Raw genomic sequence first — 25,343 nt, 5'->3', positions numbered from 1 at the left:
TTTTCATAAGCAAGCAGCGCGTCGAGAATGGCGATCGAAGTATAGGTCAGCCCGGCGCCGTTGATGAGAAGGCCGTCGGTGTCCTGCCGAGCGGCCTGGATCCAGTCGATCAGTTCGCCTTCGTGGTTGGATTGGCGAAAATCGAGCACGGTGCCGAGGCTCTGCGCATGGGCACGGCAGCGCGCCTCGATCTGCGGAAAGCTTTCCGTACCGTAGGTGCCCTTCGCGTCGAGCCCGTACAGGTTGGCATTGGGGCCGTTCAGAAAGAGAAGGCGCGGCTGTGTCATGCGTTACGGTACCCACCGGTGATGATCGACATGCGGTCGGTACACCAAAACTCAAGGCGGCGGCAACGCTCAAAGAAAGAGGCGCTAATTCATCAAGAGCCAGACACCGGCGAGCGAGATAGCCGGGAAATAGGTGATCAGCACCAGTGCGATCAGATAGAGCAGCACGAAGGGCAGGATGCCGCGGTAGATCGCCTTCAGCTCGACCCCGAGGACCGACTGGGCGACGAAAATGTTGATGCCGAAGGGCGGCGTGAACAGTCCGATCGCCAGATTGACCGTCATGACGATGCCGAAATGCACGGTGTCGATGCCGAGCGCCTTGACCACGGGAATGAGCAGCGGCGTCAGCAGCAGGATCGCGGAGAGCGGATCGAGCACGCAACCGACCAGCAGCAGCAGCAGATTGATCAGCAGCAGGAACGTCATCTGGCCGACGCCCAGCGCCTGTAGCCAGGCGACCAGCGCCGCCGGCACCTGGTTGACTGTCAATAGCCAGGAGAACACGCCGGCGCAGGCGACCACGATCAGGATCTGCGCGGTGAAGCGCGTGGTCGCGGCCGCGGCGTCGAGAATGTCGAACCAGCTCAGTTCGCGGAATACGAAGCGGGTAACGAAGATCGCGTAGATGCAGGCGACGGCGGCAGCCTCGGTCGGGGAGAAGATCCCGCCATAGATGCCGCCGAGAATGATGAACGGCGCCCCCAGCGCCCACAGCCCGCGCCCGGTTGCGTGCAGGAACCGCGTCATGTCGAACGGCTCGCCGGCGCCGAATCCGCCGGATTTCGCCCGCCACATCACATAAGCCGACAGGATGACGGCGATCAGGATGCCCGGGATGATGCCGGCCGCATACAGTCGCGGGACGGATTCCTGGGCCGCTGCGCCATAGACGATCATCGGAATGCTGGGCGGGATGATGATGTCGATGGCCCCGACCGCGGTGACGAGGCCGGCCGCGAACGGCTTCGGATAGCCGTCCTTGACCATCGAGGGATACATCACCCGGCCGATGGTCGCGACGGCGGCGGCGCTGACGCCGGAAATCGCGCCGAAGATGGTCGCGGTGCCGACCGTGGTGATGCCGATGCTGCCGCGCAGCGGTCCGACGCTGCTTTGCACGAAGTCGACCAGCCGGCGCGCGACGCTGCCGCGGCCCATCAATTCGCCGGCGTAGATGAAATAGGGCACGGACAGGAGCGCGTAGGCGCTGACCGAGCCGAACAGATTCTGGTGCAGGGCGGCCAGCGGGACGTTCATGAAGAACACGAGCGCGACCGTCACCGCCGTGAGCAGCACGAGGAAGATCGGGAAGCCCAGCAGCAGCAGAATGACGGGCACGACGCCGAGCGCGAAACTCATGGCTCTGCGCGCTCCGCCGCGGCGTCGGGCGGCTGGCCGGGCGATAGGATGCGCTGCAGGCTGCGCAGCAGCACCATCAGCGCCATGGCGCCAAGCCCGATCGCGACCGCGCTGTGCGGGATCCAGGTGGGAATACCCGCGATGTCGCTGACGGCGCCCAGCGCATAGATGCGCTCGACATAGTTGAACGAATGCCAGGCCACGAAGCCGGCGACGACGAGCATGACCAGCATTTCAAGAACGCCGACCAGCCATCGCAGCGCGGGCGGGCAGGCAGCGATGAGAACATCCATGCGCAAATGCGCGCTGCGCCAGGTGACGAAGGCCGCGCCGAGGAAGGTGATCCAGATCAGGATATAGATTTCGATCTCGGCGGCGCCGTTGATCGCATAGCCGCCGATATAGCGGCCGATGACATTCAGAAAATTGAGGGAAAGTCCAAACAGCAGCAGAACGGCAAGGACGCGCTCGAGGAAAGTGACGAGCGCGTCCATACGTCTGTCGATCGCAGCGAGCAACGCCCGCTCCTCACCTGGTTCGTTCGGCAGCCGCCGACAGGGCGTCGAAGTCGGCCTTGATCGTGGCATTGGCGCTGAGAACCGCCGGCAGCACCGACTTCACCTGCTCCAGATAGGCCTTGGCTTCCGCGTCAGGCAGCACGATCAGTTCGCCGCCATTCTTCTTCCAGACATCGCCGGTGCGGCCGACATCCTCGATGGCGAACTTCTCGACCTTCTGCTGGGCCTTGAAGGCTTCCTCGCGGACCATGGCTTCAAGCTCCGGCCCGAGCGACTTGAGGAAGTTGCGGTTCGCCATCACGGGCGCAATCAGATACGTGCCGGGCAGACCGGTCAGGCCCTTGGCGACATCGTGATATTTGAACGCGGTGAACACCGTTGCCGACGCGATCAAGCCGTCGATCGTCCGGTTTTGCATGGCCGAGAGCACTTCGCCAAGCGGCATCGAGACCGGGTTGGCGCCGAGCTTCTTGAACGGCTCGATTTGCAGGGGTGCCGCACCCGGCACGCGGATCTTCTGGCCCTTGAAGTCGGCCACTGCGCGGATCGGCTTGTGCGAGAGCAGGAACATCGGGCCGTGTGCAAGAATGGCGATCGGTTCTATGCCCTTGCTGTTGCCGAGCGTCGCGAGCTGCTTGCGCACCTGCGGATCGGCGAATACGCGCTGCGCATGCGCTTGGTCGTTGAACAGGCCCGGCGCATCGAACACCTGGAAACGCGGCTCCAGACCGATGAAGAAGCCGGACGCTGGCACGACCGCCTCGATGGTGCCCATCGCGGTGCCCTCGACGGTTGCCGGGATCGGGCCGAGCTGGTTGGCCGGATAGAATTCGACCTTGATCTTGCCGCCGGAGCGCGCCTCGATCCCCGCCTTGAATTCCTTCGCCCATTCCTGGCTCAGATCGTTCACGGTCGGCGACGAAATCTTCATGGTATGAGTCTGGGCATGTGCTGCCGTGGCCATCAGGGCCGCGGCGGCCCCGAGGGCAAGGCTACGAAACATCTTCATTGTTCCTCCCTTTGTGGTGATGGTGCTGGTTCTTGGTGTGTCAGACGCCGCAAGCGGCGGCTAATATTGCCCCTTCGGCTCGAGGCCGAAGGCATGCTGGCCATACATGGTGCCGACCGCATCCCAGTTCAGGCTGATGTGCGAACTCGCCGCATGGATGTCGCGCCAGAAGCGCTGCACGGGATGCTGCAGCCCGAGCGCGGACCCGCCCATGGCGAGGAACACCGCATCGACCGCCTGTACGCATAGCTTGGTCGCGAAGGTGTGCGTCAGTCGGTTGCGCAGGCGCATGTCGATATCCACGATCTTGCCTGCATGCACGGTCTCGCTGGTCTCGCGCAGGTCGCGGTGGATCATCAGTTGCGCGGCGTCGATCGAGGCGGTGGCCTCTGCGACCCGCAGTTGTACGGTGGCGAATTCCGACATCCTGTTGTTGCCGCCTGCCACCGCTCCGCGCGTCGTCCGGTTGCCGACCTGCTCGATGAACGCGGCAAGGGCGCCCCGCGCCATGCCGAGGACCGGCGATACCAGGCAATGCGGCACCACAGCGAGCATGGGCTGTCTATAGATCGGATTGGTATTGACCGTAATGCCCGGCCCCGTGCCGGTCAGCATGTCGGCAAAGGTGACGACGCGGTGCGCGGGAATGAACGCATTGTCGATCACGATGGTCTTGCTGCCGGTGCCGGCAAGGCCCATCGTGTGCCAGTCGTCGTGAATGGTGTAATCGGATTTCGGCACCAGGAAGAAGCCGGGCCTTGGTCCGTCCGCCAGCGGCACGATGCCGCCGACGATACCCCAGGTGGCGTTGTCGACGCCGCTCGCGAAGCTCCAGCGCCCGCTCAGGCGGTAGCCGCCGTCCTCGGCGATGCCCTTGCCGGCCGGCGCGTATGAGACGGCGGCGACAGTATCGAGGCTGTCCCGCCAGAAATCATGCTGCGCCTCGTCAGGATAGCAGCCGATCATCCAGGGATGCACGGCGCCGAGGCTGAAGACCCAGCCGGTGGAGCCGTCGCCGCTCGCAACCTTCGACACCGCCTCGACGAAAACGTCGTAACCATACTCAAAGCCGCCGAAGCGTTTCGGCTGCATGATGCGGAACAGTTCCAGCTCCCGCATCATGTCGACGAGATCGGAAGAAACCTGACGGGCCTTTTCGAATTCGCTCGCGCGCTCGCGGGCGATGGCGCCGATCTTCTCTGCGCGGCTCAGCAATTCGGGAACGCTGGGGACGGTTGCGGCCGGAACTTTCGTTGCTGCGAGCGCCACGTTTCACCTCCCTGATCTTAATTTGCCCACACAATATCCCGATCGCTCATCAGCGGCAAGCAAAAACTTGCATTTGCAAGTAATTGAAAGCATCCGCCGCTCGTCGCAAGGCCGACAAAAGTCCTTGAATCGCGGGGCTTTCGCCCGTATCGAAGAGCGGAAAAATACCCCGGCGCGCCAAAATGTCCCGCAAGCCCGATCTCCAGGATTTCCTGCCCTATTTGATGAACCGGGCCGGGTTGCGCGTCGGCCTGATGTTCTCACGCGATATCGAGCCGCTCGGCGTGACGTTGCCGATGTGGCGTGTCTTGATCGAGCTGTGGAACAGCGGCGATTGCCGTCTGGGCGAATTGTCCGAGCGCACAAGCATCGACATGTCGACACTGTCGCGTCTTTTGGTCACGATGCAGCGCCGGAGTCTGATCGTGCGGAGACGGTCCGGTCTCGACGGCCGCGCCTTGAGCCTGACGCTCACGCCGCGCGGAATCGCTTTGGCAGAGAAGATCCTGCCAAACGCGGTGCGCTACGAAGACGTCGCCATCGAGGGATTGAGCGCGCGCGAGGTCGCGACGCTGAAAGGCTTGCTGAAGCGGATCTATCTCAATCTGGAGAAGGCCGACCGTTCGGCAGCGCAGCAGCCGGCCGCAAAGAAGCGGCCGGCCAATGGGCGCGCAAAGCGCAAGGTCAAAGCTTCAGCTTGAACAGGTCGACGCAGTTGGTGCGCCCGATCTTGATGCGGTCGTTCTCGCTGATGGAGGCCGCGTCGAACCAGATCGCAGCGTGATCGATATTCTCGAACGGCCAGTCGGTCGAGAACAGGATGTGGTCGGCGCCGACTTCAAGAATGGCGTCGATCAGCGTCTGGGTGCGGAAATTGCCCGATGTGGTCAGCCAGAAATTCGCGCGGAAATACTCCCCCAGCTTCTTTTTGGCCGGATATTTGGGCGGCAGATGCAAGGTCCAGCCATTGCGGTTGTCGACCCGCCACATCGAGTAGGGCAAGCCCTCGCCCATATGGCCGAGCACGATTTTCAGGTTCGGATGCGCGTCGAACAGCCCTGACGCCATCAGCCGCAGCGCGTGCACCGCGGTTTCCTGGCCGAATGCCCAGGTCGGGCCGAGCAGCCATGGATGGCCGTCATAAATGCGCGCATCCTGCGCCAGCGGATTGCGCGGATGCAGATAGAACGGCACGTCGAGCTTTTCGTTTTCGGCCCAGAATGGCCAATATCGCTTGAGATCGTAATAGATCGGCACATTGGGATCGCCGGCCTGCGAGAAGCCGTTGACCAGTGAGCCGACAAAGCCCAGTTCCTTGATGCAGCGCTGCAATTCGCGCGCCGCCAGATCCGGATCCTGCATCGGCAGCGCCGCGAGGCCCTGGAAGCGGTCGGGGCGCTTGGCCACCTGTTCGGCGAGGAAATCGTTGGCCTTGCGCGCCAGTTCATCGGCTTTCTTCACGTCCGGGATCGCCTGAATCGCCGGAGCGTTGAGCGACAGCAGCATCATTTCGATGCCGTGCTCGTCCATCTGCTTCAGGCGCTTGCCATGGATGTCGAGCAGCCGTGCGCTCAGCTCGGTCCAAATCTCATCCGGCAGAAAGCCGTTGGAATCCTGCAGGGTGTCGTCGATGGCGAAGTGTTCTTCGAGCGCGATCTTGCCTTTCATGCCGTTCCTCCCGTTGTGTTCTAGGACGGTCGATCCAGGGCGCTGATAAACGAAATCGGAGTTATTTGCAAATGCAAGCAAATCGGAAAAAGCGAACGGCGCCGCCGGCGGAGCGGCGGCGCCTCGCAGAAGAGCGCCCGATCAATCCTTGGCGTAGGGATAGATCATCGTTCCGGTCCGGTATTTCTCCGGCCACAGCACCGGCTGCCTGGATCCGTCACGGAACTGCTCGACGTTGTTGGCCTCGACATTCTGGAATTGCGAAAACACCGTCCGCGGCTCCGCCCATTCGCCGTCCTTGCCGAACTTGATGGGGCCGGCGACGGTGTCGAACGAGTTGGCGTGGATGTATTTTGCGATCCTGTCGTGGTCGAGACTGTTGGTTTCCGTCACGGCCTTGGCCAGGATCTGTCCGGCCGCATAGCCGAACGGCACGAAGCCGTAACCGAACGGATCGATCTTCTGGCCGGCGGCGCGCTGGCGATACTTCGCCAGCACCTCCTCGAGTCCGGAGAATTTGAACGCAGGCGTGAAGCTCTCCATGATGACCAGATTGTTGGTGAGCGGGCCGAGCTGGGCCTTCAGCGGCGTCGCCAGCAATCCGATCATGGTGCCGCCGAACATTTTCGGCTTCAGTCCGATCTCGTGCGCCGCCCGGACGATGCCGACGGTGTCCGGCGGATAGGCGGCCACGAACACGATGTCGGGATTGGCCGCCTGGACCGCACGCATGACCGGCGCGAAGTCGGTATTGTGCGGCGGATAGCTGCGATCATAGACGATTTTGAAGCCGTGCTTCTTGGCGTTCTCCTTGGCGCCGTCGGCGGCGGTGCGGGCGAATTCCGCATCGGCCGCGACCATCGCGACCGTCACGGGCTTCGGGTTCTGCGCGGCGGCAAGCTCGAAGAAGCCGCGCGAGAAGGCGGCGACGCCCTCGGTCGAGACCGGCACCATCGAGAAATAGCGATCGTAGTTGAAATGGCGGTTCACGCCGATCGCCAGCATCGTGATCGTGGTCTTGCCGGCCTGCATGATCACCGGCATGGCGGGTGCAGCCATGTTGGTGGCGTAGGGGCCGAGCAGCAGGTCGACCTTGTCGACGGAGAGCAGCTTCTGATAGATCGCCGGCACATTCGCCGGGCTGCTCTGGTCATCGTAATGGATCAGTTCGACCGGACGCCCGAGCAGGCCGCCTGCCGCATTCACGTCGTCGCGCCAGATTTCCAGCGCCTTCAGAAGCTGCTGGCCGTTGGGCGCCACCGCGCCGGTCAGCGACATGCTGAAGCCGACCTTGATCGGATCGCCCTTCGGTGTTTGCGCCGACGCGGCGCAGACGGAAAAGACGACGATCGCAAGAAACGCGGCGAAACGCCCCCATAGCGTCCGCAATGTCACGTTCATGGAAACCTCCCTTGTTTGCGTATCGATAAAGTTCAGTCCGGCTTCTGCGTCCGGTTACCCGTCCACACCCTCCCCTGCTTGCGGGGCAGGGCAAGGGTGGGGGTTACTCCATCATCTCGTCCGGCGGCATCGGGCCCCAGAGATTCGCGGCCTCCGGCGTCTTCGGCCAGGTCTTCGGACGCTGCGGATTGTCGCGATGCCAGGGGCGCGGCTCGAAATAGCCGAGCGACTCGTCCTTCATCAGATCGAGTTCGGCGAACAGCTCGGTGATCAGGCCGTTCGGGCTGCGGTGATAGGAAAACAGGTTGTGCCCGATGCCGTGCCGGCCCGGGCCCCACAGCGTCTTGTAGCCATGCCGGCTGATGTAATCGAGCGCGGTCTGCATATGCGCCCAGTCGCGCAACTCGAACGCAGTGTGGAAATGCTTGTTCTTGCCGGTCTCCACGAGGTTGATGGTGTGATGATCCGGCCCGCAGCGCAGGAACGAGAAGAAGTCGCCCATCCAGTCGGACACGCGGAAGCCGAGCACGTCGCAATAAAAGCGCGTTGCACGCTGTGCATCGGTGACGTGGAAGGCGATGTGGCCGAGCTTGTGCGGCACCACGCCGCCCTTGCTGGTGAAGGACTGCTTCTGCGGCTCCGGCTGCCGGAACACCTCCATCACCGTGCCCTTGATGTCCTCGAACGACACCATGTCGGCGATGGTGGGCTGCGAATCCTTCTTGCGCTCGGTTCTGATGCCGTGGGCTGCGGTCTGCTTCTCGAAGCCGTCGAGATCGTCGTTCGGGCCGAGCTGGAAGCCGATATGCGTGCAGCGCGGATGCGAGCCCTTGCGCAGGACGACCGAGTGGTGATCCACGGTGCTGGCGAGATAGACCGCATCGCTGTCGCGGCCGGTCACGGTCAGCCCAAGGATGTCCGTATAATATTCGAGCTGATGCTCGAGGTCGGGCACCTCGTAGACGGCATGGGAAATTTTCTTCACTCCGATCATGGAGGCTGCTCCTTCTAGTTTTTCCGGGTGGTTTCGAAATGTTCGAGGATGGCCGCGACATCGCGGTCGCCGATATTCGGGACCGCGCGCGCATAAAGATCGATCAGGCAATCGATGAGGTCGGTCGCCACCCCGGCCTCGATCGCCATGTCCTTCGCGGTGTCGAGATAATGCGCAAGGCCGGCTGCATTGCCCATCTGCGGCGTGAACCTGCGTTCCGCCATCCAGGGCGCGCGGATCGAAAAGGCGCTCGATCCGCCGCTGCCGTTGGCCACGGCCTTGATGAGGAGATCCTTATCGACGCCGGTTTTCAGTCCGAGCGCCATCGCCTGGGCGGTGCCGGCGATATGCAGTGCAACGAGAAAATTGTTGACGAGCTTGACCTTGGTGGCGGCGCCGAAATCGCCGAGATGCATACAGAGGTCGGCGAAGTCGGCGATGACCGGCTCGATCGTCTTCACCGCAGCCGCTGGACCGCCGAGATAGATCACGGCCTTGCGCGCCTGAACCATGCCGGGCGTGCCGCTGACCTCGCCGTCGAGAAAGACCGCGCCCTTGTCGGCCAAGGGCTTCACATATTGCTCCTTGACCGGAACCGGGTGCGATCCGAATTCAACGACGATCTGGCCGGGCCGCGCGGTCTTTCTCAGGCCCTCAGGGCCGTTGATCACCTCCTCCAGCGCGGCATCGTTGGGCAGGCAGGTGAACACGATGTCGGCCTGCGCGCCGACATCGGCCGGCGACGTCGCCTTGATGCCGCCGAGCTTCTCGAAATCGGCGAGCGAGGACCGGCGATAGCCGATCACTGTGTGACCCTTCTTGATCAGGTGTTCGCAGATCGGCAGGCCGATCTTGCCCACCCCGATGAATCCGATGGTCTGCATGCGCAAGCTCCGGTCTTGCTCCGCTCTTGACGGCGGTGTGACTTCAGGAAATTTTCGCAGTCTGGTCGGAAAAATTCACGGTGACGCTGAGCGAGCCCTCCATCACCGTCCACGGCACGATCTTGAAGGTGCGGATGCCGTGGATGACAAACGGATCGCGCAACGCCATGCCGCGCGCGTCTTCCTCGTCAGCGGCACGCACGATGGTCATGCCGTCGGCCTTTGCGGGGTCGCCGAGCGGACCGGATGCGAACAGCTTGCCCTGACGCTCGAGCGCGATCATGTATTCCAGATGCTCGGCGAGATAAGGCGTCACGTCGAGACCCTTGCCTTGCGAGAAGATGACGAAAAGCTTGAGCTTGAGCATGCCCTTCGTCAGTTCCGCGATCTTCATTTGAGCGGCGGACGGCATCACGCACTCCTGCAAACGCAATACGCACAGAGGTAAACGCGCGGCGGATTTACGCCGCGTCGGCGATCATGGTGTTGGTCAGGGTTCCAAGTTCGGCGATTTCGATATTGACGATATCGCCGGCCTTCAGAAATTCGCCCTTCGGCAGGCCGACACCGGCCGGCGTACCGGTCGCGATTACATCGCCCGGCTGCAGCGTGATGTGCCGGCTGAGATAGGCGATCTGCTCGGCGATGTTGTGCACCATCTTGGAGGTGTTGGAGTCCTGTTTCAGAACGCCGTTCACCCAGAGCTTGATCGAGAGATTGTTCGGATCAGAGATGTATGCCGACGGCGTCAGCCACGGACCCATCGGGGCGGCGTCTTCGAAGCATTTCTGCCCGATCCAGTCATAGACGAAGATCGAACCCTCGCGCTTCATCAGGTCGCGCGCGGAGAGGTCGTTGACGATCACATAGCCTGCGACGGCGCTGAGCGCGTCCTGCTCGGAAATATTGCGCGTCGGCCGCGCGATCACGGCGGCAATTTCGGCCTCCCAATCGACCTGCTTCGAAAAGCTCGGAAGCCGCGCGGGTGCGCCGTCGCCAATGATGGAGCCCGCTGCGGTCTTGAGAAAGAACCAGGGCTCTGCCGGCTTTGCGACATGCACATCGCGTCCGGTGGTCTGTTTGGCGATCGCCGCCATCTCGTTGAGATGGTCCCAGTAATTGGCGCCGGCACAATAGAACGCGCCGGGATAGAGAATGGGCGCGAACAGGCGCACAGAGGAGAGCGGGGCGCCTTGGCGCTCGATCGACGTGTCGTCGCACAGGGCTGCAAGGCGCGGATGAGTCTCGTCCCAGGACTTGATAATGTCGAGAACGGTCGCGAAGGCTCCGCCGAGTGCGCTGCTTGCGCGGATCACGCGGCCGGCAATAAGGACGCCTGCAACGGGCTTTCCCTGATCGTCAGCATAGCTGATGAGCCGGTAACCGGCCTGCATGCGCGTCCTCCCGTAGCGATCTTGTTGGTTTTATCGTACTGTACTGTACGTTACAGTCAAAGCCGCGGATGGTGCAACAGGAAAGTTTTGGCGCTAGATGAGTGTCCCGACCGTCTTGGTAAACCGCATGTCAGTACCGGAAGCCAAAGCGCCCTCCCGGCGGCGCTCCAACCATAAGCCGCCCCAATCGGCTGCCGCAAATGCGAACAAGCCCGACCCGCGCCGCGAGCGGCTGGTGCGGCTCGCCGCGCCGCTATTTCTCAAGAAAGGTTATGACAACGTTTCGATCGACGACATCATTGCGGTCGCGGGCGGCTCCAAGGCCACGATCTATGCCTGGTTCGGCGGCAAGCAGGGTCTGTTCGAAGCTGTGGTCCGCCAGAAATGCGATGACGTGACGCTTGGCATCGATATCGATGCGCCCGGCTCCTTGGAGGAGCAGCTCACCAAGATCGGACAGTCATTTCTGGTTCTGGTGCTGGCGCCGCCAATTTTGGAATTTCATCGCCTCATGGTGTCGATCGGCCGCACCTTTCCGGAGGCTGGCCGGCTGTTTTTCCAGAGCGGGCCCGTCTCCGCTTACGCGATTGTCGCGCAATGGATCGCACGGCAGCAGAAGGAGGGCCGTCTTCTGATTGAAGAAGATCCGTACCGGCTCGCCGTGCTGTTTCTCGACATGCTGATCGGCGAGCATCAGCTCGGCTGGCTGACCAGCATGCCGCGCGCAGCTCAAAAGGCGAAGATCGACGAGACGGTGCGGATCGCGGTGAAGGTTTTTCTGGGCGGGTGTCAGACCTCGTCAAAAGGTTGATCTGGCTGTGGCCTGCCGCGGAGCGGCGAAAGCCCGCTGGCCTTGGACGCCTGCCCCGTCTAGCGTCCGCCCTGATGGAATTGCCTCACAACATCCGCGCGGCCGTTGACCAGGCGCTGGAGGGCGTGCCGCTCGCCGATTTGCGGGCAGCGTCCGAATGCCTGTCGGCGCGCTACCGCAGCGAAACGCGCGACGGGCGCGCGCATCTGTCCGACGATGTCGCCGCGCGTGCCTATCTGGCGGTGCGGATGCCTGCGACCTATGCCGCGATTCGCGCCAGCCTCGGTGCTGTCGCCGAACGGCTGCCGGATTTTGCCCCGCGTAATCTGCTCGATGCCGGCGCCGGACCGGGCACCGCTTTATTTGCCGCGCGAGATTGCTGGCCGGGCCTGTCGGCAGCGACGTTGATCGAGAGCAGCCCGGCGATCCGGGACTGGGGAGAAAGACTGTCTGCAACGCTCGCGCCGGTCTCGGTCGAATGGCGCACGGCGGATCTGGCCGCGGCCGCACCAGCGCAGGCCTCATTCGATCTCGTCATCATGGCGTATGTGCTTGACGAATTAATGCCGGATGCCCGCGGGCGAGCGATCGACCGGCTGTGGCAGGCGACTGGCGGTTTGCTCGTCGTGGTCGAACCGGGCACCCCGGCGGGATGGACGCGCATCCTCGCGGTCCGCGAGCGGCTGATCGAGACCGGTGCGCATCTGATCGCGCCATGCCCGCATGCCCTGGCCTGCCCGCTGCAGGCGCCGGACTGGTGTCATTTTTCGCGCCGCGTGGCGCGCTCGCGGATGCATCGCCTCATCAAGACTGCGGATGTGCCCTGGGAGGACGAGAAGTATATCTATATCGCGGCCTCCCGCGATCCGGCTCCGGCGCCCGCGGCGCGCGTGATCGCACCGGTTCAGGTGAAGGGTGGGACCGTCTCGCTGAAGCTATGCGAGCAAACCGGCCTGGCGCGCCGGCTGATCCTGTCCCGCCGGGACGGTGAACGCTTCCGGGAGGCGCGGCGGCTTGCATGGGGGGATTGCGCGAAGGAGCATGTCATAATCCCTTCCGATTCCGCTGTTTCAGACCTGTAATGACGATTCAACATTCGGTCCGGGCCGTCCTCGCCACATTACTCGTGCTCGCCGCGGTTCCCGCAGCGCTCGCGCAAAATGCTGCACCGAAGCCGGATACCCCCGCAGCGGCGTCCCCAGCACCGGCGCCGCCTTCGCCGAGAGCGGCAACTCCCGCGCCGCAAGGGATGGCGCCGGCAGGACAAGCTGCCAGTGCGGAGGCGCCGGCCGATCCCGAGCTTTCCGGCATTGTTCAGACGCTGGAGAGGTTCCGCGTCACGGTAGAGCAGATCGAGAATTCGCTGCGCAGTCCCGATATCGGCGATGCGACGCTGGTGCAGCATCGCGGCGCGATCAATCCGGTCCGCGACGGATTGCGCGAGATCATCGCATCGCTCGACCAGCGTCTCGCCGATCTGGACAACCGGCTCAAGCAGCTCGGCGACGCGCCGCCGGAGGGCGAGACCAAGGAAGAGCCGGCGCTGGCGGCCGAGCGGGCGCAGTTGCAGGAGCGGCGCGGCCCGCTGGATGCGGCGGCGAAACAGGCGCGCCTCATCATGCTCGGCGCGGACGACGTGTCGACGCGCATCACCGAGCGTCGGCGCGCCCTGTTCACCAACCGTCTGCTGGGCCGCAGCGCGAGCGCCCTCGATCCGGCATTCTGGGTGCAGGTCGGGCGGTCAATGCCCGATGCTGTCTTCGGTGCGCGTCTGGTCGGACAGGGCTGGCGGGCTCATCTCGGCAGTAACGCAACCGCTGCGACGATCGGCGCGGCCGCAGCGGCCAGTCTGGCATTTTTTGCGATCGCGGTGCTGGTGCTGCGCTGGTTCCGGCGTCGCGATGTGCGTTCCGCGGCTCGCGATTCCCGGTTCGCCAAGTCCTCACTTGCGCTCTTGGCGCTGTTGCGCGTCGCATTGGTTGCACCTCTCCTGGCTGGCGGCGTGCTGCTGATCCTCGCCGCATTCGATCTGCTGACAGAGCGCGTCATCGCCATCGGCTGGGGGCTCACGGTCGCGCTCGCGGTCGCCGCATTCGGCCGCGGTGTCGCAATCGGGCTGTTTGCGCCGGATGATCCCGACCGCCGTCTGCTTGCGCTGACCGACGGCACCGCCGGTCTGGCTGCGTCCACGCTGACCTGGGCGGGGCGCATTCTCGGCCTTGTCATTCTTGTCAATGTGGTGCTGCAGACCATCGTTGCGCCGGTGGTGCTGACCGTCGCCACCAATGCGCTGTTTGCCGCGGCGATCGCGGCCTTGCTGTGCCGGTTCCTGTTCGTGCTGGTCAAACGCGACACCGCGGACGACGAGGCGAGCGGCGCCGGCTGGCTGCGTGCCGCCGGCTGGCTGCTTTCGACCGGTATCTTCGTGGCCCTTGTGACCGGCTATATCGGCCTCGCCGCGTTCCTTGCCGGACGCTTCCTCGTTGCGCTCGGGCTGATCGGCGCCCTCTATATTCTGTTGACCTTCATCGATGCGCTATTCACCGAGACGCTGACGGCTTCCACGCCGCGCGGTCAGGCGGTTGCAAAATTCTTCGGTGTGAAGCCGCGCTCGATCGAACTTTTCGGCACGCTGCTGTCTGCGGTAATCCGCGTTCTCCTGGTGCTGGTGATCGTGATGCCGCTGCTCGGCCCCTGGGGAATATTTGCGGCGGATTTCTTCGGCGTGATCCGTGAGGCGAGCTTCGGGTTTCGCATCGGCGACATCACGATTTCCTTTGCGACGATTTTTGGTGCGGTCGCGATCGTGGTGGTCGGCATTCTGGCGACGCGCGCCGTGCAGGCCTGGCTCAACACAACATTCCTGCCGCGCACCGCGATCGATCCGAGCCTGCAGAATTCGGTGTCAACAATTCTCGGCTATGTCGGCGTGATCGCCGCAGTATCGCTCGCGCTCGCTTATCTCGGCGTCGACTTCCAGCGGATCACGCTGGTCGCCGGCGCGCTGTCCATCGGCATCGGCTTCGGTCTGCAATCGGTGGTATCGAATTTCGTCTCCGGCCTGATCCTGCTCGCCGAGCGGCCGATCAGGGTCGGCGATATCATCGCGGTGCGGGGCGAAGAAGGCCGGGTCCGCCGCATCCATGTGCGCGCCACCGAGATCGAGACCGGCGACCGCGCCAGCGTCATCATCCCGAACTCGGAGCTGATCACGCAGGTCGTGAAAAACCGTACCCACACCGACACGTTTGCGCGCGTCTCGGTGCAGCTCGGCGTCGCCTATGACAGCGACGTGGTGAAGGTTCGCGAAATCCTGCTCGGCATCGTGCGCGAGCATCCGCACATTATGCAGAATCCCGGACCCAGCGTTTTTCTGACCGGTTTTGGCGAAAGCGCCATCAACTTCGAGGTCGGCTGGGTGGTCCGCAATCTTGGCGACGGCGCCAGCATCAAGAACGATGTCTGTTTTGCGATTCTGGAGCGGTTCCGGGCGGAGGGCATCGTCATGCCCTATCCGCAGCGGGGCATTCACATCGACAATCTGGGTGAAGCCTCAGGCGAGGACGGGGCTCCGGCGCGAGCGGTCAAAAAAAAGCCCAAAGCCAAGTGATTTTGCTGGGCGCGGAACGGGGATTTACCGTTCCGTCACCATTTTCCGGCCAAGTCGGGCGGTTGGGGATTTCCGGTCATGACGGGCGGCCGTCCGATGGGTGTTGCTTTCCTTTGTGCGCTTGGCCTTGCGCTGGCCGGCTGCGCCAGCGAACCGCTGCCGTCGCAGCCCACCTTCTATCAAAGCATGGCCCGCGAGGGGGCGCAGCTCGATCCGCAGGCGGCGGCGTCGATGATTTCGGGCTACCGGCGCAACAACATGCTGGGCGAAGTAACGCTCGATCCGCAGCTCATGCGCATGGCCGAAGAACAGGCCCGCGCCATGGCGACCAAGGACAAGCTCGACCACAACGTCGCCGGCAATTTCCAGCAGCGGCTGCGGCGCTCCGGCTACCGGGCGCAAACCGGCGCGGAGAATATCGGCGCGGGCTATCACACGCTGGCGGAAGCCTTCTCCGGCTGGCGCGATTCGCCCTCGCACCGTGCGAATATGCTGCTGAAGGGTGCGACCCATATGGGCATTGCCGCGGTTTATGTTCCGAACACAAAATACAAGGTGTTCTGGGCGCTGATCCTGGCCGGCCCGGATCCGCGGATGGCGCAGCTGACCGATTAGGCCGGCGGCGCTACATTGCGCTCCATCTGGATGGCGCCGTGTCCGTATTTGCCGCGCGCAGCCGCCTGTAAGGCGTCGTCCGCGGTTCTTTCAAAACCCATGCGTATCCAAAACGGCGCGCTACCGCTGACCGCGACCAGCATCATCCGTTCGACCGCAAGATGCGCAGCGAGCCGAAGAAGCTCCGCGACCAGCGTGGCGGCGTGTTTCCTGCCCCGGAGCTCCGCCTCTACGGTCAGGTCATGAATGAAATACGTGTCCGGCTTTCCGGGCAAAGCGCCAAGGAGCCTATCGAGCGCAGGCGGTGGCCCGAATGTCCAGGGATGCGAAAAGCAATAGCCGAAAATCCGCGGACCGGATCCGGCGAGCACATGGCAGCCCTGCGGAAACAGCGCGCATTTTTCGGCCAGAACCTCCGGTCGCTCCGGAAAATCCGGATGGATCCGGGTCGACAGCGCGTCAACCGCGGGCAAGTCCTTCGCGGTCATTGGCCGCCACGCCAGCCGGGCCGCTTGGGTGTCGTTCATCGCTCGTACCAATCGCTGGACGGCTGCGGCTTGCCCGACTAGCGTGCGCCGCGCAAGGCTGCCGGAATGCTTCCAAAGATACACGACTACGACAGGCTCTATCGCGAATTCCGCTGGGAGATCCCCGCGCGATACAATATCGGCGTCGATGTCTGCGATCGATGGGCGATGCGCGAGCCCGACCGTGCAGCCATCGTTCATGTCCGTTCCGATTCTCGTATCGAGACCGTCAGCTTCGGCGAGCTGATGCGGCTGTCGAACCGGCTCGCCAATGCCCTGCGCGCCCAGGGCATCTCGCGCGGAGACCGGGTCGCGATCCTGTTGCCGCAAGTTCCCGAAGCGGTCATGGCGCATATTGCGATCTACAAGCTTGCAGGCATCGCGCTGCCGCTCGCGCTTCTGTTTGGTCCGGAGGCGCTGTCCTTCCGGCTGCAGAATTCCGGCGCGAAGGCGCTCATCACCAATGCATTCGGGCTGGAAAAGTTCGCGGGCCTGCCGGAGCTGCCGGAGAATCTTCGCCTCGTCATCTCGACCGACGGCGGCGCCGACGGTGCCGTGAGCTTTTCGGGACTTCTGGAACGCGCCTCGGATTCCTTCGCCGCTGAAGATACATCGGCCGACGACCCGGCGATGATGATCTACACCTCCGGGACAACCGGCCCGCCCAAGGGCGCGCTGCATGCGCATCGCGTGCTGCTCGGGCACATGCCCGGCATCGAATTGCCGCACGATTTTTTCCCGCAGCCGGGCGATCTGTTCTGGACGCCGGCGGACTGGGCCTGGGCCGGCGGTCTGCTCGATGCGCTGCTGCCGTCGCTGCATCACGGTATCGCCGTTGTGGCGCGCCGGTTCGACAAGTTCGATCCGGAAGAAGCCTACGCGCTGATGGCGCGGACCGGGGTGCGTAACGCGTTTATCCCGCCGACGGCGCTTCGGATGCTGCGTTCCGTGCCGAATCCGCGCGGGCGATATGATCTGCGGTTGCGGTCGATCGGATCGGGCGGCGAAGCGCTGGGCTCGGAAACGCTGCAATGGGGCAAAGAGTGCTTCGGGCTGACCATCAACGAATTTTACGGCCAGACCGAATGCAATCTGGTGCTGGCATCCTGCGCCATGCTTGGCGTGTCGCGGCCCGGCGCCATCGGCAAACCGGTTCCGGGGCATAGGGTCGCCGTCATTCATCGGGACGGCGCGCCGGTGAAGCCGGGAGAAATCGGTCAGATTGCCGTGCAACGGCCTAATCCGGTGATGTTCCTCGAATATTGGCGAGGGCCAAAAGCGACGCGCGACAAGTTTATCGGCGACTGGATGACAACCGGCGATCAGGGCGTTGTCGATGCGGACGGCTATGTCCATTTTGTCGGCCGCGACGACGACGTCATTACATCGTCCGGCTATCGCATCGGCCCGGGAGAGATCGAGGATTGTCTGATCCGGCATCCAGCCGTGGCACTTGCCGCTGCGGTCGGCAAGCCCGATCCGCTGCGCACCGAGATCGTCAAGGCCTTTGTCGTGCTCAAGCCCGACGTGACCACGCCGCACGCGCAACTGGCGGCCGAATTGCAGGACTTCGTTCGAACGCGGCTATCGGCCCACGAATATCCGCGGGAGATTGCATTCATCGATGCCATGCCGATGACCACGACCGGCAAGATCATCCGCAGGCTGTTGCGCGAGCGTGATGGAATCTGAGCCTACCGTCGCGCCGCGAGGGAATTGATATAGGGACACCGGCGCGCGGACCGCTCAATATTGTCCTTAAGTGAAATTACCAAGGCCGCCACGCGGCAGCGCCGGCATCGGCCGGTTAAGCCCCAGTCAGTTGCGATAGCTGCACGCCGTGAAGCGCCCGTAACCGTCGTCGATATAGCACTGGTTTCTGAGATATTCGGGTACGGGATAGGGCTTGCCATCGGGACCGAACGACGGGTCAGCGGCCCGAAAATGCTGGGGGGCGTATGCGGGGATCGGCGCCTGACGGGCCGCGCGGGGCTGCTTCTTCTGTTTCTTGTGTTGCGCTGCGGAAATCTCGATGTCGCGTTGCAAAACGGAACTCGCGTCATGCCGCGGGCCAGCCGCCGCCGGCATGATGCTCAAACTCCCAAACGCGATCGCGATACAAACGGCTGCGGCTTGCATAGTAAACCTCAACATGACTGCGATATCCCAGATACGGGATGGACGGCCGAACGGTTTCGTTTCAGAATGAATCGGATCCAGAAGTTGGATACACATTTGGACTGACGCGGCGCTATAGCAAGGACACATTTTTGTGTCCCCTCGTCTTCGACTTTCGCCGGCTTGGGCCTTTGATTGCCGCAATCACGCGAGAGCGTATCGCATCCACGAGCTCTCGGCAGCGGCAGTTTACCCGCTTGGCGGCACTCATGCGCCGGCTCGAAGTTTGGATTGATCGAAGTCAATGCACCATCTGGCCGGGCTCGTCAGTTGGACTGCCGACAACAGAACTGCCAACTTTATCGTCCGGGAGGAAGTGTAGATGTCACCCAACGATTCGCCGCCGAAATGGCCGCTGCCGTCCTTCAATCCAACCGACTTCGCGATGCTTGGCAAAGAGAATGCGGAAAAGCTGATGGACATGCAAAAGGAGCTGTCCAAGCTGGTTGAGCAGGCCAACACGGATTGGCTGGCGCGGCTCGAGATGGAGCGCAATCTCGCCGCTGAGCTTGGCGAGAAATTGTCTTCCGCAAAGACTCTTCCCGATGCCGCCAAGGCGTACCAGGAATGGATGGCGCGCCGCATGGAGGCGATGACGAAGGATAGCCAGAAATTCCTTGCCGACAGTCAGAAATTTGTGTCGTCGATGACGCGGTTTCTGTCTGCCGGCGGCAGGAGCCCAGGCACGTGACGAGCCCAAGGACGTGAGACGTCGTATCTGCCCGGTCGAGCGTCACGGCCGCGGGCAGCGACCAGGTCAAGACAATCAAACTGACGCCCATCCTTTACGGAGCAAAAGGCGTTCGAGAAACCCCTCCCCGGGAGGCAGTCATGGCGTACGAACCTGAAACTGCGGTGCAGCAGCTCACATCGGCGGAGCTGGTGAAGCTTATCCGCAAGCTGCGCTGGATCGGGCTGGAAGAAGAGGCGCGACAGCTCCAGGTCGTCCTCGACCGGTTTCCACAGGAACAGCGGGCAATCTTGCCTGGGACGCCTGCGGAGTGTGACTGACGCTGGCGTTGATCCGCAACGGCCTCGCCCCTAAACATGCCGGACGGCTCGTCCTCGTCAGGGCGGGCAGGGGCGAGAGGCGTCGCTATGACCGGTCACATCATCGACGGCAATGCGATTGGGCGGCAGCAAATCCTGCAAATGCTCCGGGATGTTTGTGCCGCGTCGACTGATCTGTGCGATGCCGACGTGTCGTCCGACGCTGAATGGCCAAAGCGCGCGCAGGCTGTCGTGAAAAATTGCATGTCGCTGCAGCGCGGGCTGATCCGCTCGCACCCGCGGGTCGCGGACGATCTGCACCTTCTCGCCAGCGAAATCCAGATCGCCTGCGCGGCGCAGTCGGACGCTGCGATATTTTCCAGCCGGATCCGGCGCATTCGCGACGCGGTCCGCCGCATCCAGCAGCTCCCGGTCGAAGCCGAATCGCTGCGGCAGCTCCCGCCCGGGGCAGGCAAACCGGTTTAGCGCATCGCCGCGGCCGCCGCCGCTATTGCGGCTTGACGTTGAGCGACCGCGCGACCGAGCCCCAGCGCTCCATTTCCTCGGTCATCTGCCGCTGCGTTTCCTGGCTGCCGGCTGCAATCACGCTCGCGCCCTGATCGGAAAACCGCTTTTGCAGCTCGGGATTCTTGAGCGCGGCGGCAACAGCCTGTTCGAGCTTGGCGATGGCCGAAGCCGGGGTGCCGGCGGGTGCAAGCAGGAACACGCGCGCGCTCATGTCGAAATTCGGGATGACATCGGCGATCGGCGGCACCTCGGGGAGGTTGCTGGAGCGCTCAAGCGAGGTCACACCAACGATGCGTGCCGTATTGGCGCGCGCCAGTCCGACCGCCGCGGACGAGCTCAGGATCGCGATGTGAACCCGCCCGGCGATCAGGTCCGGCGTCATTGCAGTAGCGCCCTTGTAGGGGACGTGTTGCACGTCGACACCGGTCACGCGCTTGAATTGCTCGAAGGCGAGATGCTGAACCGAGCCGACGCCGGGAGAAGCATAGTCGTATTTTCCGGGCGCGGCCTTCAGCGTCGCGATCAGCTCAGGCACGGTCTTGGCCGGGAAATCGTTGGTGAGCGCAAAGGCCATTGGCAGCTGTGCGACATATCCGACCGGCGTGAAACTCTTGGTCAGATCGAATGGAAGCGAAGCGAACAGGACGGGCGCGACCAGGAGCCCGGTCTCGCCGAGCAGCAGCGTATAGCCGTCGGGCGTTGCCTGCGCCACGGCGTTCGCCGCAATTGTACCGGTCGCGCCGGGGCGATTGTCGACGACGACCGACACGCCGAGAATGTCCTCGAGCCGCTGGGCCAGCGCACGCGCGATGGTGTCCATGCCGCCGCCCGGCGAATAACCCACCAGAATGCGGATCGGTTTGCTGGGATAGGCGTCCGTCTGGGCATGCGCAGTCGCCGCGAACACGGCCAGGAGGCCGATACAGAGCCAGCGAATGACAGATTTCATCGGAACCTCGATCCTCTCGCGTGTAAGCTTGGTGCATTCCAGCGGCGCCATGAAACGATGGCGCAGTCTGCAAGCAATGACAATGGCGTTGCCCTGCGACACTGCCGACTTGCGATGCGAGCAGGCGAATGCAGACCCGCGCCTGTCGACCGAGGGTTGCGCGTGCTCTGCAGCATCGAGAAAGGGGCGAGCGCGAGCCGGGTGCGGCGGCCCCATCATGCGCTGGGCATTTGCACCGGCCGATGCAGTCATTGACAGCCGCGGACGGACGGGTAAATCTTCATAAGAAGTCTTATGGCGATATTGCCGGATCTCTCGCCGGATGCGTGAAACCATGCTGGAGCCGCAGCCAGGGGCGCCCGCACTGATCGACTATGATGCCGACGCGCGTCGCGTGTTCGATGTCGTCGCCGATGGCGGCACGGCGATCATGCCGGTGACGACCGGCTATGCCCTGCTGGCAGCGAGCCGGGACGCGGTGATGGGCATTTTCAATAACAAGCGCCGCGCGCCGTCAAAGGTAACCGCGCTCTGCGGCAGCTATGAAATGTATCGGGCGGTGCAGGTTGTCGGTCCCCAGCAGCGCCGGGTCATCGATGCGATCACACAGTTCCACCGGCTGCCGCTTGGCGTTATCGCGCCGGTGCAGCTCGATCATCCATTGTTCGACAATGTGCATGAGGACATTCTGGCGCAGAGCCGCCGCGACGGAACGATGCTGACGCTGCTGAATGGCGGTGCGCTCGCAGACCGCATCGCGCATCTCAGTCTCAAGCACAACATCGCGATGTTCGGTTCCTCAGCCAATCTCTCGACCAAGGGCACCAAATTCCGTCTGGAGGATGTCGAGCCGGAAATCCGCGCGATGGCCGATATCGAGATCGATTACGGCCCGGTATTGTGGAATGCCTACGGCAAATCCTCCACCATCATCGACTTTCGCGATTACACGGTGGTGCGTGTCGGGATCGCCTACGAGCAGATCGAGCATATCCTGCGAAAGCATTTCGCGATTGAGCTGAAACAACCGCTTGCGGCCTGAACATGGCTCCTCTGGTACGCGCCGCCCCGGGCCTCGCCGTCAACACGGTCGCCGACTACATCAAGAATGGGATCCGGACCGGTAAATTCGCGGCCGGTCAAAGGCTCATTGCATCGGACCTTGCGTCGGAACTGGGCGTCAGCCTCGGCGTCGTGCGCGAAGCGCTGAGCCTGCTCGATGGCGCTGGTCTGATCGAACTCTTGCCCAATCGCGGTGCGCAGATCCGATCCTTGTCGCGCGACGATGTCCGCCAGATCTTCGAACTGCGCGAGGCGCTCGAAGGCCAGGCGGCCGCGCTCGCCGCCCGCAATCTGAGCGGCCTGAAGCCGCGTCAGGCATTGACAGACGCCTTCAAGGAAGCCGACCGCGCGGCCGCGGCGGCTGACGCTCCGGCCTACCGGTCAGCCAATGCGGCGTTTCACCACGCCATACTTGCGCTTGCCGATAACCCGCGTCTGGTCGAAATCGCATCCGAACTCACGGTGCCGATCTACCGGCTGCAGCTCACCATGCTGTTGGACGATGCCGAACTGAAAGCAGCGGCGGCGGGACACCAGCGCATCATGGACGCTATTCTTGCCGGCGATGCCGAGCGCGCGCGCACCGAGATGCAGGACCATGTTCGCTTCTCCGGCGCGGTGATGATGCGGCTGGTAGAATAAGACCTGCGGCGACCGTCGGGCCGCCGCATGTCTGGCACCTGGTCGCGCTCGGTCACGGTTCGTCCACTTTTCTCCGGGACAATCCCGCCCTGGTCGCGCACGCGGGGGGAGCGGTTTGCCGGCGACGCAGTGGATTGCCAAACACGGCTGTCTCGTCATTGCGCCGGTGGCTGCCGCCGGTCTTGCGCTTGGCGTGCATGTTGGCTTCTACAATTCGCCCACCGATGTGAAGCCCGCAGTTCTGAATCCCGCCGGTCTGAAGACTTCTGACGCACTCACCTTCCAGGATCGCTGGCGCGCATTCGAAAGCGTGTCCGGGCCCGCAGTTACAAATCTCGCAAAGCCGCAGAAGGAAACGCCGGCGCTTGCATCCGAGGCCGATTCAAAGCCGCCGCCTGCGACCATCGATCTCGCGGCGCTCGCGCCCGATGCTGGCCCGCGCAACGCGACCGATATGATCGTGCGGCGCGACGATGCCGGCCGGATGCCGCGCGTCAGCGATGACGAGCAGGTCAGGCAGAAGGGCTATATTTTCTATTTCAACTCGCCCACGCACTGGACGCCCGTCCCGTTGCCGGCCGCCGTCCATGAAGCGCGGGCCCCGCATGACGGCAAGATCCGGGCCGAGATCGAACAGGCGGCCATGCTGTTCGACATCGACATCCGCATGATGAAAGCGTTTGCGAGGATCGAGTCCGGCTTCAATCCGAAGGCGACCACGGGCAAATACAAATGCCTGTTCCAGCTGTCGGACTGGGAGTTCCGCAAATACTGGCAGGGTGACATTTACGACATTCGCGACTGCGCGATGGCGGCGGCACGCAAGCTTGCGACAGAGGCTGCGCAATTCGAGAAGGATGTCGGCCGGCGCGCCACCGCTGCGGAGATCTACTGCATTCATCAGCAGGGCTATCAGGGCTGCTCGTTCCACCACGCGGCGCCGCATCAGCTCGCCTGGAAGAACATGTATCTGACCGCTGAAGGCCAGGAGCGCGGCGAGGCCTGGGCACGCAAGGCGATCTGGGGCAACGTGCCTTCGGACATCAAGGATCAGATCGAAGGCGGCGTCGAAGCGTTGACCAGCGGTCAGTTCATCGCCATCTGGACCGAGCGCGTCGAGCGGTTCATGGCGCGCAAGGTCGAGCCGCCGGCGGACTATGACGAATATTCGGCCAAGATGAAGAAGGCCAAGCTGGCGGCAAAGGCGAAGTCCAAAGCCACCGCAAAGGGAGGCGACAAGACCCGGGTTGTAGGCAATACCAAGACCGCGGGCAAAACCAAGACTGCGGGCAAGACCAGGACCGCGGAAAAGACCAGGGTCGCGGGCAAGGCCAAATCGCCGGCAGCCAGGACCAAAACGGCAAAGGCGAATACGTCGAAGAGCCGCACCAAGGTGGCGTCGCGCTAGCTCGACTCGGTCGCCGTGCCCGGCACCGTTTGCCAGACCCACGGCCGTGCGACACGGTCACGCTCCTGAAAGGCGCGAATCGCGGGCAGCAAGAGCAGTGTCTCGCCAAGCTGGTCGAGCCCTTCGAGCAGTGCGCGTCGGCGCGAGGGCTCGATCTCGAAGGGGATGATTGTGCCGTCGCCGGCAACAATGATGCAGCGCTCAAGATCGACCGTCAAAGACACCGGCCGTTCGGCGACGCCAAGCGCAATGAGCGCGTTGTATGCTGGCTCGGGCAGGGCGACCGGCAACAATCCGTTGCGCAGACAATTGGCATGGAAGATTTCGCCGAAGCTGCGCGCGACGATGGTGCGGATGCCCATCTGCGCGAGTGCGATGACGGCGGGCTCGCGTGAGGAGCCGCAACCGAAATTTGCGCCCGCGATCAGGATCGGCGTTCCGCGATACGGCGTCCGGTTCAGAATGAATTCGGGATTCTCCGAGCCATCGCTCAGGTAGCGCAGCGCCTCGAAGGCGACGCGCCCGAATTGTGCAGGCGGCGTCGAGACGCAATGCTCGATCGGGATGATGAGGTCGGTGTTGACGTCGTCGAGCAGGAGCGGCGCGGCGATGCCTGTGACGGTGGTGAACGTTCGTGTCATGATGCGAGCTTGCGCGGATCGGTGATGACGCCGGTGAGGGCGCTCGCTGCGGCAACCGCCGGACTTGCGAGATGTGTGCGGCTGCCGGGCCCCTGGCGGCCGACGAAATTGCGGTTGGTGGTGGAAATCGAACGCTCGCCCGGCGCAACGATGTCGCCGTTGACCGCCGAGCACATCGAGCAGCCCGACTCGCGCCAGGCGAAGCCGGCGTCCTTGAAGATGCGGTCCAGCCCTTCGCGCTCGGCCGCGCGCTTGACCGTGGTCGATCCCGGTACCACCCAGGCGCGGATGCCGGGCGCGACCTTTCGCCCGCGCACGAGCTCGGCGGCGATCGTCAGGTCGCTGAGGCGTCCATTGGTGCAGGAGCCGATGAACACATGCTGCACCGGAAGGCCTTCGAGGGGCTGATGCGGGGCCAGGCCCATATAGTGCAGCGTCTGCGCCAGGGCATGACGCGACGTCGCGTCCGGTGCGGCGCCGGGATCGGGGACGCGCGCGCCGATCGGTCCGACCTGATCGACGCTCGTTCCCCACGTGACCTGGGGCTGCAAGCCGGCGGCATTCAGCGACAATTCTCGGTCGAAGCTTGCATCGTC

Annotated in this window: 28 protein-coding genes; 12 read left to right on the top strand and 16 right to left on the bottom strand. The window is 63.5% G+C overall.

Annotated features, from left to right (window positions below):
- The 5 genes from ACK41X_RS14125 to ACK41X_RS14105 form a co-directional block, all read right to left on the bottom strand.
- The coding region (locus ACK41X_RS14125; protein ID WP_409724320.1) for a type II 3-dehydroquinate dehydratase at positions 1-287 on the bottom strand (287 nt) is incomplete at its 3' end.
- Between the two features lie 84 nt (positions 288-371).
- Positions 372-1,649: a TRAP transporter large permease gene (locus tag ACK41X_RS14120; protein ID WP_409724318.1), complete on the bottom strand. Its 1,278-nt coding sequence runs from the start codon at positions 1,647-1,649 to the stop codon at positions 372-374.
- On the bottom strand, positions 1,646-2,143 hold the full coding sequence (locus tag ACK41X_RS14115; protein ID WP_409724315.1) for a TRAP transporter small permease: 498 nt from the start codon (positions 2,141-2,143) through the stop codon (positions 1,646-1,648). Before ACK41X_RS14115 ends, ACK41X_RS14120 begins: the two co-directional genes overlap by 4 nt.
- Before the next feature lie 34 nt (positions 2,144-2,177).
- Positions 2,178-3,176 (bottom strand): TRAP transporter substrate-binding protein, encoded by a 999-nt coding sequence (locus ACK41X_RS14110; RefSeq protein WP_409724312.1) that lies wholly within the window; start codon positions 3,174-3,176, stop codon positions 2,178-2,180.
- Positions 3,177-3,236: 60 nt separating this feature from the next.
- A complete protein-coding gene (locus tag ACK41X_RS14105) occupies positions 3,237-4,445 on the bottom strand; it encodes a flavin-dependent monooxygenase (RefSeq protein ID WP_409724309.1) in 1,209 nt (402 codons plus the stop codon).
- 182 nt (positions 4,446-4,627) lie between these two features.
- On the opposite strand from ACK41X_RS14105, the gene ACK41X_RS14100 reads away from it, so the two are divergent.
- Positions 4,628-5,146 carry a MarR family winged helix-turn-helix transcriptional regulator gene (locus tag ACK41X_RS14100; protein ID WP_409724306.1) on the top strand — a complete coding sequence of 173 codons (519 nt, stop codon included), beginning with the start codon at positions 4,628-4,630 and terminating at the stop codon, positions 5,144-5,146.
- Here ACK41X_RS14100 and ACK41X_RS14095 read toward each other — a convergent pair.
- The 6 genes from ACK41X_RS14095 to ACK41X_RS14070 all read right to left on the bottom strand — a co-directional run bounded on the left by ACK41X_RS14095 (position 5,130) and on the right by ACK41X_RS14070 (position 10,786).
- On the bottom strand, positions 5,130-6,113 hold the full coding sequence (locus ACK41X_RS14095) for an amidohydrolase family protein (protein WP_409724303.1): 984 nt from the start codon (positions 6,111-6,113) through the stop codon (positions 5,130-5,132). The genes ACK41X_RS14100 and ACK41X_RS14095 overlap by 17 nt on opposite strands.
- 141 nt (positions 6,114-6,254) lie before the next feature.
- Positions 6,255-7,514, bottom strand: coding sequence for an amino acid ABC transporter substrate-binding protein (locus ACK41X_RS14090; RefSeq protein WP_409724301.1), 1,260 nt, complete (start codon positions 7,512-7,514; stop codon positions 6,255-6,257).
- A 103-nt stretch (positions 7,515-7,617) separates the two neighbouring features.
- Positions 7,618-8,508: a VOC family protein gene (locus ACK41X_RS14085; RefSeq protein ID WP_409724299.1), complete on the bottom strand. Its 891-nt coding sequence runs from the start codon at positions 8,506-8,508 to the stop codon at positions 7,618-7,620.
- A 14-nt stretch (positions 8,509-8,522) separates the two neighbouring features.
- Positions 8,523-9,452: an NAD(P)-dependent oxidoreductase gene (locus ACK41X_RS14080; protein WP_409724323.1), complete on the bottom strand. Its 930-nt coding sequence runs from the start codon at positions 9,450-9,452 to the stop codon at positions 8,523-8,525.
- Complete coding sequence (locus ACK41X_RS14075) at positions 9,436-9,804, bottom strand: YciI family protein (protein ID WP_409724296.1); 369 nt, start codon at positions 9,802-9,804, stop codon at positions 9,436-9,438. The genes ACK41X_RS14080 and ACK41X_RS14075 overlap by 17 nt, the downstream gene beginning before the upstream one ends.
- A 49-nt stretch (positions 9,805-9,853) precedes the next feature.
- Positions 9,854-10,786, bottom strand: a complete 933-nt coding sequence (locus ACK41X_RS14070) for a fumarylacetoacetate hydrolase family protein (protein WP_409724293.1) — start codon at positions 10,784-10,786, stop codon at positions 9,854-9,856.
- Positions 10,787-10,913: 127 nt separating this feature from the next.
- On the opposite strand from ACK41X_RS14070, the gene ACK41X_RS14065 reads away from it, so the two are divergent.
- The 4 genes from ACK41X_RS14065 to ACK41X_RS14050 all read left to right on the top strand — a co-directional run bounded on the left by ACK41X_RS14065 (position 10,914) and on the right by ACK41X_RS14050 (position 15,822).
- Complete coding sequence (locus ACK41X_RS14065; RefSeq protein WP_409724291.1) at positions 10,914-11,597, top strand: TetR/AcrR family transcriptional regulator; 684 nt, start codon at positions 10,914-10,916, stop codon at positions 11,595-11,597.
- 74 nt (positions 11,598-11,671) lie between these two features.
- On the top strand, positions 11,672-12,679 hold the full coding sequence (locus ACK41X_RS14060; RefSeq protein WP_409724288.1) for a small ribosomal subunit Rsm22 family protein: 1,008 nt from the start codon (positions 11,672-11,674) through the stop codon (positions 12,677-12,679).
- A 167-nt stretch (positions 12,680-12,846) separates the two neighbouring features.
- Positions 12,847-15,207 (top strand): DUF3772 domain-containing protein, encoded by a 2,361-nt coding sequence (locus ACK41X_RS14055; protein WP_409724285.1) that lies wholly within the window; start codon positions 12,847-12,849, stop codon positions 15,205-15,207.
- Positions 15,208-15,285: 78 nt separating this feature from the next.
- On the top strand, positions 15,286-15,822 hold the full coding sequence (locus ACK41X_RS14050; RefSeq protein ID WP_409724283.1) for a CAP domain-containing protein: 537 nt from the start codon (positions 15,286-15,288) through the stop codon (positions 15,820-15,822).
- Here ACK41X_RS14050 and ACK41X_RS14045 read toward each other — a convergent pair.
- Positions 15,819-16,349, bottom strand: coding sequence for a GNAT family N-acetyltransferase (locus ACK41X_RS14045; RefSeq protein ID WP_409724280.1), 531 nt, complete (start codon positions 16,347-16,349; stop codon positions 15,819-15,821). The genes ACK41X_RS14050 and ACK41X_RS14045 overlap by 4 nt on opposite strands.
- Positions 16,350-16,415: 66 nt before the next feature.
- On the opposite strand from ACK41X_RS14045, the gene ACK41X_RS14040 reads away from it, so the two are divergent.
- A complete protein-coding gene (locus ACK41X_RS14040; protein WP_409724277.1) occupies positions 16,416-18,041 on the top strand; it encodes an acyl-CoA synthetase in 1,626 nt (541 codons plus the stop codon).
- A gap of 126 nt (positions 18,042-18,167) precedes the next feature.
- On the opposite strand, the gene ACK41X_RS14035 is transcribed toward ACK41X_RS14040, so the two are convergent.
- Positions 18,168-18,488 carry a hypothetical protein gene (locus ACK41X_RS14035; protein ID WP_409724276.1) on the bottom strand — a complete coding sequence of 107 codons (321 nt, stop codon included), beginning with the start codon at positions 18,486-18,488 and terminating at the stop codon, positions 18,168-18,170.
- A 361-nt stretch (positions 18,489-18,849) separates the two neighbouring features.
- Here ACK41X_RS14035 and ACK41X_RS14030 point away from each other — a divergent pair, with 361 nt between their 5' ends.
- From ACK41X_RS14030 to ACK41X_RS14020, 3 genes are all read left to right on the top strand, one after another.
- Entirely contained in the window at positions 18,850-19,218 is a 369-nt protein-coding gene (locus tag ACK41X_RS14030) for a phasin family protein (protein ID WP_409724273.1), read from the top strand.
- 140 nt (positions 19,219-19,358) lie between these two features.
- Positions 19,359-19,538 (top strand): hypothetical protein, encoded by a 180-nt coding sequence (locus ACK41X_RS14025; protein WP_409724270.1) that lies wholly within the window; start codon positions 19,359-19,361, stop codon positions 19,536-19,538.
- A gap of 36 nt (positions 19,539-19,574) precedes the next feature.
- Entirely contained in the window at positions 19,575-20,003 is a 429-nt protein-coding gene (locus ACK41X_RS14020; RefSeq protein ID WP_409724267.1) for a hypothetical protein, read from the top strand.
- A gap of 22 nt (positions 20,004-20,025) precedes the next feature.
- Here ACK41X_RS14020 and ACK41X_RS14015 read toward each other — a convergent pair whose 3' ends face one another.
- Positions 20,026-20,994: a Bug family tripartite tricarboxylate transporter substrate binding protein gene (locus tag ACK41X_RS14015; RefSeq protein ID WP_409724264.1), complete on the bottom strand. Its 969-nt coding sequence runs from the start codon at positions 20,992-20,994 to the stop codon at positions 20,026-20,028.
- 322 nt (positions 20,995-21,316) lie between these two features.
- On the opposite strand from ACK41X_RS14015, the gene ACK41X_RS14010 reads away from it, so the two are divergent.
- From ACK41X_RS14010 to ACK41X_RS14000, 3 genes are all read left to right on the top strand, one after another.
- Complete coding sequence (locus ACK41X_RS14010; protein ID WP_409724261.1) at positions 21,317-22,036, top strand: L-threonylcarbamoyladenylate synthase; 720 nt, start codon at positions 21,317-21,319, stop codon at positions 22,034-22,036.
- A 2-nt stretch (positions 22,037-22,038) separates the two neighbouring features.
- Positions 22,039-22,698, top strand: a complete 660-nt coding sequence (locus tag ACK41X_RS14005; RefSeq protein WP_409724258.1) for a GntR family transcriptional regulator — start codon at positions 22,039-22,041, stop codon at positions 22,696-22,698.
- Between the two features lie 115 nt (positions 22,699-22,813).
- A complete protein-coding gene (locus tag ACK41X_RS14000) occupies positions 22,814-24,106 on the top strand; it encodes a hypothetical protein (protein ID WP_409724256.1) in 1,293 nt (430 codons plus the stop codon).
- On the opposite strand, the gene leuD is transcribed toward ACK41X_RS14000, so the two are convergent.
- Positions 24,103-24,747: a 3-isopropylmalate dehydratase small subunit gene (leuD, locus tag ACK41X_RS13995; RefSeq protein ID WP_409724253.1), complete on the bottom strand. Its 645-nt coding sequence runs from the start codon at positions 24,745-24,747 to the stop codon at positions 24,103-24,105. The genes ACK41X_RS14000 and leuD overlap by 4 nt on opposite strands.
- A partial coding sequence (locus tag ACK41X_RS13990) for an aconitase family protein (RefSeq protein WP_409724251.1) occupies positions 24,744-25,343 on the bottom strand: 600 nt, incomplete at its 5' end. The genes leuD and ACK41X_RS13990, both read right to left, overlap by 4 nt.

Source organism: Pseudorhodoplanes sp. (assembly GCF_046289595.1).
GTDB lineage: Bacteria > Pseudomonadota > Alphaproteobacteria > Rhizobiales > Xanthobacteraceae > Pseudorhodoplanes.
Note: the sequence above shows the minus strand (reverse complement) of the source record. Positions and strands in the feature narration are given on the sequence as shown.